The sequence below is a fragment of the Pseudoroseomonas cervicalis ATCC 49957 genome (assembly GCF_000164635.1).
Taxonomy (GTDB): domain Bacteria; phylum Pseudomonadota; class Alphaproteobacteria; order Acetobacterales; family Acetobacteraceae; genus Pseudoroseomonas; species Pseudoroseomonas cervicalis.
In genome coordinates, this window is sequence record NZ_GG770777.1 from 1,067,310 (window position 1) to 1,076,766 (window position 9,457).

Annotated in this window: 11 protein-coding genes; 9 read left to right on the forward strand and 2 right to left on the reverse strand. The window is 72.0% G+C overall.

All coding sequences use genetic code 11. The features are described from left to right. The first annotated feature begins 242 nt into the window (after positions 1–242). The 4 genes from HMPREF0731_RS04600 to HMPREF0731_RS04615 are packed head-to-tail and all read left to right on the forward strand — an operon-like array spanning position 243 to position 3,140. Positions 243–1,619 carry a dihydroorotase gene (locus HMPREF0731_RS04600; protein ID WP_007002867.1) on the forward strand — a complete coding sequence of 459 codons (1,377 nt, stop codon included), beginning with the start codon at positions 243–245 and terminating at the stop codon, positions 1,617–1,619. Beyond that, a complete protein-coding gene (locus HMPREF0731_RS23855; RefSeq protein WP_007002868.1) occupies positions 1,619–1,912 on the forward strand; it encodes a hypothetical protein in 294 nt (97 codons plus the stop codon). The genes HMPREF0731_RS04600 and HMPREF0731_RS23855 overlap by 1 nt, the downstream gene beginning before the upstream one ends. Beyond that, positions 1,912–2,124: a hypothetical protein gene (locus HMPREF0731_RS04610; protein WP_007002869.1), complete on the forward strand. Its 213-nt coding sequence runs from the start codon at positions 1,912–1,914 to the stop codon at positions 2,122–2,124. The genes HMPREF0731_RS23855 and HMPREF0731_RS04610 overlap by 1 nt, the downstream gene beginning before the upstream one ends. A 26-nt stretch (positions 2,125–2,150) precedes the next feature. Then, on the forward strand, positions 2,151–3,140 hold the full coding sequence (locus HMPREF0731_RS04615) for an N-carbamoyl-D-amino-acid hydrolase (protein ID WP_007002870.1): 990 nt from the start codon (positions 2,151–2,153) through the stop codon (positions 3,138–3,140). 137 nt (positions 3,141–3,277) lie between these two features. Here HMPREF0731_RS04615 and HMPREF0731_RS04620 read toward each other — a convergent pair whose 3' ends face one another. After that, positions 3,278–3,919, reverse strand: coding sequence for an aspartate/glutamate racemase family protein (locus tag HMPREF0731_RS04620; RefSeq protein WP_007002871.1), 642 nt, complete (start codon positions 3,917–3,919; stop codon positions 3,278–3,280). A gap of 164 nt (positions 3,920–4,083) precedes the next feature. Between HMPREF0731_RS04620 and HMPREF0731_RS04625 the strand changes: the two genes are divergently transcribed. Beyond that, positions 4,084–4,551 carry a DUF983 domain-containing protein gene (locus HMPREF0731_RS04625; protein ID WP_157135924.1) on the forward strand — a complete coding sequence of 156 codons (468 nt, stop codon included), beginning with the start codon at positions 4,084–4,086 and terminating at the stop codon, positions 4,549–4,551. Next, complete coding sequence (locus HMPREF0731_RS04630) at positions 4,544–5,017, forward strand: UPF0262 family protein (RefSeq protein ID WP_007002873.1); 474 nt, start codon at positions 4,544–4,546, stop codon at positions 5,015–5,017. The genes HMPREF0731_RS04625 and HMPREF0731_RS04630 overlap by 8 nt, the downstream gene beginning before the upstream one ends. 14 nt (positions 5,018–5,031) lie before the next feature. Here HMPREF0731_RS04630 and HMPREF0731_RS04635 read toward each other — a convergent pair whose 3' ends face one another. After that, complete coding sequence (locus HMPREF0731_RS04635) at positions 5,032–6,663, reverse strand: DUF4153 domain-containing protein (RefSeq protein WP_040611911.1); 1,632 nt, start codon at positions 6,661–6,663, stop codon at positions 5,032–5,034. A 161-nt stretch (positions 6,664–6,824) separates the two neighbouring features. On the opposite strand from HMPREF0731_RS04635, the gene mtnA reads away from it, so the two are divergent. From mtnA to HMPREF0731_RS04650, 3 genes are all read left to right on the forward strand, one after another. Then, on the forward strand, positions 6,825–7,928 hold the full coding sequence (gene mtnA / locus HMPREF0731_RS04640; RefSeq protein ID WP_007002874.1) for an S-methyl-5-thioribose-1-phosphate isomerase: 1,104 nt from the start codon (positions 6,825–6,827) through the stop codon (positions 7,926–7,928). Between the two features lie 372 nt (positions 7,929–8,300). Then, positions 8,301–9,143 carry a transporter substrate-binding domain-containing protein gene (locus HMPREF0731_RS04645; protein WP_007002875.1) on the forward strand — a complete coding sequence of 281 codons (843 nt, stop codon included), beginning with the start codon at positions 8,301–8,303 and terminating at the stop codon, positions 9,141–9,143. 82 nt (positions 9,144–9,225) lie between these two features. Further along, a partial coding sequence (locus HMPREF0731_RS04650) for a hypothetical protein (RefSeq protein WP_007002876.1) occupies positions 9,226–9,457 on the forward strand: 232 nt, incomplete at its 3' end.

The following is a 9,457-nucleotide window of genomic DNA, read 5'->3' on the forward strand; positions in this document are numbered from 1 at the left end:
CCAGGTGGAGCGCGTGCGCGTCAATGGCCGCACCTTCTGGCGGGCGCGGGTGACCGGACTTTCCGCCGCCAGCGCGCGCCAGGCCTGCGGCGCGGCGCGCGGCCCCTGCATGGTGATCGCCCCCTGACGCGGTGCCGCACCCTGCAACCGGAACCGCAACGGAAAGGATCGGCCGCCCGGGCTGACAAAGGCCAGGACGGGGCCTAGTCTCCCCCTCCTTCGCCAGAACGGAGCCTCTGCCCATGCCGCTTCCCTATGACCGCGTGCTGCGCGGCAATCTCGTGCTGCCGGACGGCATCCTGCGGGATGGCTATGTCGCGGTGCGCGGGGAGAGCATCGCGGCGATCGGCGAGGGCGAGCTGCCGCCCGCCACGGCGGTCGATGATTTCTCCGGACGCTATATCCTGCCTGGGCTGGTGGACGGGCACATGCACACCGGCAGCGCCATCGGCTGGCCGGGCATCGAGGGCGCCAGCATGTCGGCCGCCGCCGGCGGCGTCACCACCATCTGCGACATGCCCTATGACGTGCCGCGCGCCGTGACCTCGGCGTCCATCTTCCGGGAGAAGGTGGAGGCGGTACACCAGCTATCGCATGTCGATGTCGCGCTCTACGCGACCATCCGCAAGAGCGGCGGAGTCGACGAGATCGCGGGCCTCGCCGAGGCCGGCGCCTCGGCCTTCAAGCTCTCCACCTATGAATATGACGCGGTGCGCTTCCCGCGCATCGACCACCCGACCATGGTCGCGGCCTTCGCCGAGATCGCCAAGACCGGCCTGATGGTCGCGGTGCACAATGAGGACCAGGAGCTGGTCGAGCGGCTGACCGCCGAGGCCAAGGCGACCGGCCGCGTCGACCCGATCATGCATGCCCGCACCCGCCCGCCGCTGGCCGAGACCATGGCCGATCTCGAGATCTTCGAGATCGGGCTGGAGACGGGGGCGCATGTGCATATCGCGCATTCCTCGGTCGCGCGCGGCTTCGACATCGCCGAGAGCTTCCGCGCCATGGGCGCCAAGGCCAGCGGCGAGGCCTGCATCCAGTATCTCTGCATGACCGAGGAGGACCTGGTCCGCCTCAAGGGCTTCGGCAAGTGCAACCCGCCCTTCCGCACGGCGGAGGAGGTGGAGCGCATGTGGGCGGCCTTCGCCGCCGGCAAGATCGCCTATGTCTCGACCGACCACGCGCCCTGGCAGCGCGAGAAGAAGCTCGGCGACGACATTTTTGCGTGTGGCGCGGGGCTGACCGGGCTGCAATCCTTCGCGCCGCTGATGTTCAGCCTGCTGCGCGAGCGCGGCCTGCCGCTGACCCTGATGGCGAAATACTGCGCCGAGAACACCGCCCGCTATCACGGGCTGTTCCCGAAAAAGGGCGCCATCCGCCTGGGCTCCGACGCCGATTTCCTGGTGATGGAGGAGGGCGAGTACCTGTTCGACGAATCCACCCTCCAGGACCGGCCGGATGCGCGCTGGTCGCCCTATCACGGGCGCCGGATGACCGGGCGCGTCGCCGCCACCTTCCTGCGCGGCGCCTGCGTGTGGGATGGCGGCGCCGTGCTGGCCCGCCCCGGCCAGGGCCGCTTCGTGCCGCGCCAGCACCGCGACAGCGCGCTCGGCTGATGCGCGCGGCGCTGGTGGCCGGCAGCGGGCTCGCGGCGCTGGCGCTGTGGGTCTGGCTGACCGGCCCCGGCACCAGCCTGCCGCTGGCGCTCGGCGGTGGGCTGTTCGCGCTGCTGGCCTGCCGGCTGGCCTATCGCTTGCTTACGCCACGGTCCCTGGACCACGACACCGCGCCGGACCCGGCGCCGGGGACGCAGGCGGACACCAGGACAGGGGTGGCGCCGGGCGCCGCCCCGCCCACCCCGCACCCCGTCCCGCCCCCGGCGTGGCGGCCCCGGCAAGGAGATGGCTGATGTTCGAAGTGCGTGAGGAACGCGACGGCGCCTATGCCGTCTGGGTCGCCGGGGGCGAGCGACTGGCCGTGCTGCGCACGGAAGCGGCAGCGCATGCCCTGGTGGATGCGCTGGAGGATGCCTGGGACGACGCCTTCCTGCGCGCCGTGTCCGAGGTCCAGGAGGACTACGCGGCCGATTTCATCGACCCGATGCCGCCGGCCACCAACTGAACCCTCGACCGGAGAAACTGAAAAAAATGTCCCGTCGCCTGACCCTCGCCGCCGCGCAGCTCGGCCCCATCCAGAAGGCCGAGGGGCGCGATGTCGTCGTCGGCCGCATGGTGCGGCTGATGGAGACCGCCCACAAGCGCGGCGCCGAGGTCGTCGTCTTCCCCGAGCTGGCGCTGACCACCTTCTTCCCGCGCTGGTACGAGGAGGACATCAACAACGCCGACCATTGGTACGAGCAGAGCCTGCCCTCGAACGAGACGGCGCCGCTGTTCGAGGCCGCGCGCAAGTTCAACATCGGCTTCCATCTCGGCTATGCCGAGATCGCGCATGAGGCGGACGAGACCGGCGAGGTGCGCAAGCGCCACTTCAACACCGCCGTCTATGTCCACCCGAATGGCGAGGTGGTGCTGAAATACCGCAAGGTCCACCTGCCCGGCCACCGCGAGTTCGACCCGAAGCGCAAGGTGCAGCACCTGGAGAAGCGCTATTTCGAGGTGGGCAATCTCGGCTTCCCGGTGGTGCGGGCGCCGATCGGCCAGGCCGGGCCGGTGAATATCGGCATGCTGATCTGCAACGATCGCCGCTGGCCCGAGGCCTGGCGCGAGCTGGGGCTGCAGCAGGTCGAGCTGGTGATGCTGGGCTACAACACCCCCTCGATCAACCAGGACGCCAAGGGCTTCGAGGCGCACCACCTGCGCGTCGAGCACAGCCATCTGTCGATCCGCGCCGGCTGCTACCAGAATGCCTGCTTCGCCGCCGGCGTCGCCAAGGCGGGCGTCGAGGATGGCTGCGAGCTGTTCGGCCATTCCATCATCGTCAACCCGCAGGGCGAGATCGTGGCCCAGGCGACCAGCTGGGATGACGAGCTGATCGTCGCCGATTGCAACCTGGACCAGTGCGTGCTGGGGCGGACCACCATCTTCAACTTCGCCGCCCATCGCCGGCCGGAGGCCTATGGCCGCATCACCGGCCAGGTGGGCAGCGTGGCGCCGGCGGAGTGGACGCCGAAGGGTTGATTCAGAGAATCTTCTTTTTCTGAAGAAAAAGAAGCAAAAAGACTTTTTCTGTTTGGCGTCCCGCCTCAGGCCCGAAGCGGGACGCCAACTGAAAAAAGTTTTTTGGTTCTTTTTTCCAAAAAAGAACCCTTTCTGTTCTAGGCCAGCGCCAGCAGCGCCTGCACCGCCGCCGCCTGGCAGGGCTCGATCACCGGCACGCCGGCCGCGTCCTCGACCGCCGCGCGGTGGCCGGCCATGCCGGCGCAGCCCAGGATGACGGCCTCCGCCCCCTCGGCCACCAGGGCGCGCGCCGTGTCGCACAGCGCGCCGCGCGCGGCGCTGGGGTCGGTCAGCACCTCCATCGGCAGGTTCAGCGCGATGCTGGCGGCCAGCCGCGCCTCCGCCCCCATCGCCTGCAGGGCGCGGCGCTGCCGCGCCTTGGAGGCGTCGACGAAGGCGATCACCCCGAAGCGCTCCGCCCGTGCCAGGGCGGCGGCGACGGCGCTGCGGAACGGGCCGAAGACCGGCCTCGGCGTCACGCTGCGCACCGCCTCCAGCCCGGGGTCGGAGACGCAGGCCAGGATGTAGGCATCGGCCGGGCTGGTCTCGACCAGGCGGCAGAGCGGCTCGGCCACGCCATACCAGTCGCGCCAGGAGGCGATGGCGGGCGGCCCGCCCGGCAGGGAGATGGTGTCGAACACCGGCAGGCCCGGCGCGGCGAAGGCCCTCAGGCTCTCGGCGATGCCGGCGGTGCAGCTCTGCGACGAATTCGGGTTGATGACCAGGATGCGCTTGCCCATCTGCCCAGCATCGCCGCGCCGACCCGCCGCGGCAAGAAGCGCGCGCCCCAGGCTTCTCTTGATCGGCGCGGCCGGACATGCCGATATTGCGCTGCACACGGAGGGGCCGGCGCCACGCGACCAAAGGCGTGGGCCGGACAATGAACAAAGCCAGGATGACGAGAATGGACAGCCAGCCCGCGCGCTGGGAGCCCGCCCGCGCCGCGGAGCCGCCCCCGCCTTTGCCACCCCTGACCACCCTGCTCTCCCGCGGCGCCCGCAACCGCTGCCCGGTCTGCGGCGAGGGCCCCGTGTTCCAGGGCTTCCTGCGCGTGGTGCCGGAATGCGCGCACTGCCACACCCCGCTCGGCCGGCTGCGCGCCGATGACGCGCCGCCCTATTTCACCATCTTCATCGTGGGCCACCTGCTGGTGCCGGTGATCTTCTGGGTGGAGAAGGCCTATGAGCCGCCGATGTGGCTGCACATGGCGGTGTGGCTGCCGCTGTTCACGCTGATCTCCACCCTGCTGCTGCGGCCGATCAAGGGCGCGACCGTCGGGCTGATGCTGCGCCTTGGCCTGATGGAGGAACCGCAGGCGGAGCTTCCGCCCCCCACCCCCCGCCCCCTGGCCCCGGCCCGGCGCGATGGCTGAGCAAAGGCTGATCCGCATCGCGCTGCCGGATGGCGGCGCGCCGCTGCCCAACCCCTATGCGGAGGCCGACCGCTCCCAGGCGGTGGCCGACCTGCTGGCCTCCAACAGCTTCGACCCGCAGGGCCTGCCGCCCGGCCCCTACTCGCTGCATCTGGAGATCCGCGACGGCCGCCTGGTGTTCGACATCCGCGACACGGCGGAGGCGCCGCTGCGGCTGATCGCCCTGGCCCTCGGCCCGTTCCGCCGGCTGATCAAGGACTACCATCTGGTGGTGGCGAGCCATGAGCAGGCGGTGACCGAAGGCGGGTCGGAGGCGCGCATCCAGGCGATCGACATGGGACGGCGCGGCCTGCACAATGAGGGCGCCGACCTGCTGTGCCAGCGCCTCGATGGCCGGGTGACACTGGATTTCGAGACCTCCCGCCGCCTCTTCACCCTGGTCTGCGCGCTGCACCAGCGGATCTGAGGCGGCGTCCGCGCTCAGGGGCAGCGGACGCGCTCGACCCAGAGGCGCCGGCCATCCTCCAGCACGATCTCCGGCCAGGGCGCGGGTTGCAGGGTGAAGCCGCCGGGGCGCTCCAGCGCCGCGGTCGGCACGCCGCAGCCATTCAGCCGGCCGAGCAGCGACCAGCCGCCCTCCCGGCGCCCCCACAACTCGGGCGAGACATCGCCGATCAGCGCCTCCGCCTGGCCGTCGCCATCGAGGTCGAGCAGCCGCACCCGGCATTGCCCGGCGCGGCAGGAGCGGCGCATCGCCCGCCCGGCCGCCTGCTCCAGCCCCTCCGGCATGGACGCTCCCTCGGGCCAGAGCGCCGGCACGGCCGGCGGCTCCTCGCCAGCCTGCTGCTGGCGCTGCAGCGCGGCGATGTCGGCGAAGCGCGGCGTCTCCAGCAGCGCCTGGCCGGGCCGGCCCAGCCGCCGGCGCAGCAGGCCGAGGTCGAATTCCTGCGGTGACACAGCCCCGCTCTCCAGCCGGGCCAGCTGGTTGCGCAGGCTGATCCGCTCGGGCGAGAGCAGCGGCGTCGCCAGCAGCACCAGCAGCAGGGCGCCGAGCGCCAGCGCCGCGGTGTTGACGGTGCCGATCGGCGCCATGCACGGCCGCAGCGCCGCCCAGACATAGCCCAGCGAGACCAGGGCGGCGTAGAGGGCGGCGATGAGCCCCAGCACGCGGTCCGGCGTCAGCCCGTGCTGCTGCAACCGCAGCCCGAGCGCCAGCAGCCCGAGTCCGGAGAGCGCCGGCAGCACCAGCGCGCCGAGCCGCGCCGAAGCGCGCAGCAGCGCCGGCGGCGAGACCTGGCCATCCTCATGCACCGCATTGACCAGCGCGGCCATCAGCAGCGCCGCGCCGAGCAGCCCGGCGGCGGCGAAGCCGGTGTCCCAGAGCGGCTGCAGCCCGGTGACGGGCAGCGCCAGCAGGAACAGCGCCACCAGCGCGGCCAGCAGCGGCGTCAGCCAGCCGAGCTGGCTCATGCGCGGCGGCTCGCCCGCCGGCAGCGCCGCCAGCGCCGCGCCCAGGATCAGCCCGGTGAGCGGCCAGGTGAAGGTGTCGCGCCGCAGCAGCCGCCACAGCCCGTCCAGCCCGATCAGCACGAAGAGCTGCGCCCCGGCGATCAGCACCAGCCAGAACACCACCACGAACACCACCGCCCGGCCGACCCGCAGGGCGAGCTGGCCATGCTCGTGATACAGCGCCGGATAGCTGGGCCAGAGCCGGCCACCCTCCGGGCCGCGCCGCGCCAGCCCCGCCCCCAGCAGCCAGTGCAGCGCCAGCAGCGCCAGCCCGGCCTGCGGCAGCAGCCGGCTTGGCAGCTCGGTGCCGAACAGCGCCGTCTCGAACCAGGCCATCACCGCCAGCAGCGCCGCCGCCCCCACCATCCAGGCGGCCAGCACCCGGCCGCGCCAATGGCCGAAGCCCAGCATCGCCAGCGGCGGCAGCAGCCCCACCACCAGCGTGATCCAGGCGAACAGGGCGGGCGAATTCAGCGGGAAGGGCCATTGCTCCGGCCGCGCCTGCCGCGCCAGCCACCACAGCACCAGCCCCTGCACCAGGCCGAGCAGCGCCAGAGCCAGGATACGGCGCCGCGGCGCGTCGATGGTCAGGCTCAGGCGCATGCGGGGCGGTTCTCCGGGTTCGGCCGGACGCGCACCGACGGGGCGCGCGGGGCTCTCCCCCGCGCATCGCATGACGCCGGGGGCCGGATGCGACTATATGCGTCGCTCGCGATGCTTGAACCCGCCCGCGCGCGGCCAACCCCGGACGGAGCCTTACCTCGATGAAGATTGATGGCGTTCCCTATCGCAGCGTCTGGGTGGACCCGGAGGATGGCTGGTCGGTGCGCATCCTCGACCAGACCCGGCTGCCCTGGACCGTCGAGATCCTGCGCCTGACCGAGGAGAAGCAGGTCGCGCACGCCATCAAGTCGATGCAGGTGCGCGGCGCGCCGCTGATCGGGGCGGTGGCCGCCTATGGGCTGGCGCTGGCGCTGCGGCGCGATGCCTCGGATGCGGCGCTGGAGAGCGTGGCGGCGATGCTGGGCCGCACCCGGCCGACCGCCATCAACCTGCGCTGGGCGCTGGACCGCATGCTGCGCGCGCTGCGCCCGGTGGCGCCGGAGCAGCGCGCCGCCGCGGCCTATGCCGCCGCCGCCGACATCGCCGAGGATGATGTCGAGACCTGCCGCCGCATCGGCCAGCACGGGCTGCCGCTGATCCAGGAGATCGCCGCGCGCAAGCCGGGCCAGCCGGTCAACATCCTGACCCATTGCAACACCGGCTGGATCGCGACGGTCGATTACGGCACCGCGCTCTCGGTGATCTACCAGGCGCATGATGCGGGCATTCCGGTGCATGTCTGGGTGGATGAGACGCGGCCGCGCAACCAGGGCTCGGCGCTGACGGCGTGGGAGCTGGGCAAGCATGGCGTGCCGCACACGGTGGTGGCCGACAATGCCGGCGGGCACCTGATGCAGCACGGCCAGGTGGACATCGTGCTGGTCGGCACCGACCGGGTGACGCGCCAGGGCGATGTCGCCAACAAGATCGGCACCTACCTGAAGGCGCTGGCCGCGCATGACAACCAAGTGCCCTTCTGGGTGGCGCTGCCGCATTCGACGCTGGACATGAGCGTGCGCGACGGGGTGCGCGAGATCCCGATCGAGGAGCGCGACGCGCGCGAGGTGCTGGAGACCACCGGCCAGACCTGGGATGGGCGCATCGAGACGGTGCGCACCGCCGCCCCCGGCAGCGCCGGCGCCAACCCGGCCTTCGACGTGACGCCGGCGCGCCTGGTCACCGGCCTGATCACCGAGCGCGGCCGCTGCGACGCTTCCGAGGCCGGGCTGCTCGGCCTCTACCCGGACCTCGCCACCGCCGCTTGATTCTTTCGGGTTCCTTCGGGCTGCCGCGGCCGGGTGGAGAGGCGGGACGCGGGGTGATGTCCGGCGTCCCGGGTTCGAGGGGCGGGTCCGCCAGGATCCGCCCTTCTGCTTGAGGCTGCGGGCGCGAAGGGCGTCCAGGCTCCGGCGGGCGCCGCCGCGCGGCCGTCAGGCAGCGCGCCCACAGCATCGGTAGCGCGACGCGATATGCCCGGCGCGGGGCGGGGCGGCCCTCCCCCCTCACGGCCCCGTCAGCAAAGGCGCGGCGCGCCGCGCGGCGCGCGGCCCTTGGCCCGCGGCCCGCATCCTTGCACGCTTCTTGCAAGCCCGGACGCCATTCCGGCCGATATCGGGCCGCCAGGGAGTCTCTTGCCGATGCGTTCCTTCGCCCTTGCCCTGTTCTGCGCCGTGCCGCTCGCTTTCGCGGCAGCGGGGGCGCAGGCGCAGCAGCCGCTGCGCACCGCCGTGGACGGCACCTTCGCCCCGCACGCCTTCCCCAAGCTGGATGGCGGCGTGCAGGGCTTCAATGTCGATCTCTTCACCGAGGTGGCGAAGCGTCTCGGCCGGCCGATCACCATCGACAGCGCCAGCTTCTCCGGGCTGGTGCCGGCGCTGAACGCGGGGCGCTACGACTTCCTGGCCGCGCCGGTGACGGTGACGCCGGAGCGCGCCGAGAACCTGCTCTTCACCGAGGGCTATCTCTACACCGAGTTCCAGTTCGGCATCCGCCGCGGCTCGGCGCCGATCCGCTCGCTGGAGGACATCCGCGGCAAGACCATCGCGGTGAACAAGGGCTCGGCCTATGACGCCTGGGCGCAGCGCAACGCCGCCGCCATGGGCTTCACCGTGCAGACCTTCGACAGCCAGCCGGACGCGGTGCAGGCGGTGGTGGCGGGCCGCGTCTATGCGACGCTCGGCGGCAACACCACCATCCGCTACGCGGCCACGCGCACGCCGCTGCTGGTGCCGGACTTCACCATCAAGGAGACCCGCGCGCACTGGGCCGCGCCCTTCCGCCGCGACAATGCCGAGCTGCGCAACCAGGTCGAGAACGTGCTGGAGTGCATGAAGAAGGACGGCACCATCGCCGCCCTGTCGGAGAAGTGGTTCGGCGTGAAGCCCGGCCCGGACGATGCCGAGAACACCGTCTTCCCCGGCTATGGCGTGCCCGGCCTGCCCGGCTACGACCCGACCCCGCACGAGCCGCGCTGCGGCTGAGCCTGCGCCGCCGGCTTCGGCGGCGGCAACCCTCGGCCGGGCTGGCCGGTTTTCCCGTCAGCCCGAGCCAGAGGAGGCCGCGATGCCGCGTGGCGACAAATCCGCCTATACCGACAAGCAGAAGCGCAAGGCCGCGCATATCGAGGAGAGCTACGCGGCGCGGGGCGTTCCCGAGGACGAGGCCGGGCGCCGCGCCTGGGCGACGGTGAACAAGGACAGCGGCGGCGGCAAGAAAAGCGGCTCCGGCCGTGGCACGCCGGACGGCAACGCGGCGTCGCATCGCGGCGGGCAGAAGGGTGGCGCGGCCTCCGCCA

What these genes read in the sequence shown, in the direction of transcription:
- HMPREF0731_RS23855 (WP_007002868.1), top strand. Translation starts at nt 1,619, where the DNA reads ATGCGCGCGGCGCTGGTGGCCGGCAGCGGGCTCGCGGCGCTGGCGCTG.
- HMPREF0731_RS04645 (WP_007002875.1), top strand. Translation starts at nt 8,301, where the DNA reads ATGCGTTCCTTCGCCCTTGCCCTGTTCTGCGCCGTGCCGCTCGCTTTC.
- HMPREF0731_RS04615 (WP_007002870.1), top strand. Translation starts at nt 2,151, where the DNA reads ATGTCCCGTCGCCTGACCCTCGCCGCCGCGCAGCTCGGCCCCATCCAG.
- HMPREF0731_RS04600 (WP_007002867.1), top strand. Translation starts at nt 243, where the DNA reads ATGCCGCTTCCCTATGACCGCGTGCTGCGCGGCAATCTCGTGCTGCCG.
- HMPREF0731_RS04635 (WP_040611911.1), bottom strand. Translation starts at nt 6,663, where the DNA reads ATGCGCCTGAGCCTGACCATCGACGCGCCGCGGCGCCGTATCCTGGCT.
- HMPREF0731_RS04620 (WP_007002871.1), bottom strand. Translation starts at nt 3,919, where the DNA reads ATGGGCAAGCGCATCCTGGTCATCAACCCGAATTCGTCGCAGAGCTGC.
- HMPREF0731_RS04610 (WP_007002869.1), top strand. Translation starts at nt 1,912, where the DNA reads ATGTTCGAAGTGCGTGAGGAACGCGACGGCGCCTATGCCGTCTGGGTC.
- HMPREF0731_RS04630 (WP_007002873.1), top strand. Translation starts at nt 4,544, where the DNA reads ATGGCTGAGCAAAGGCTGATCCGCATCGCGCTGCCGGATGGCGGCGCG.
- HMPREF0731_RS04625 (WP_157135924.1), top strand. Translation starts at nt 4,084, where the DNA reads ATGGACAGCCAGCCCGCGCGCTGGGAGCCCGCCCGCGCCGCGGAGCCG.
- mtnA (WP_007002874.1), top strand. Translation starts at nt 6,825, where the DNA reads ATGAAGATTGATGGCGTTCCCTATCGCAGCGTCTGGGTGGACCCGGAG.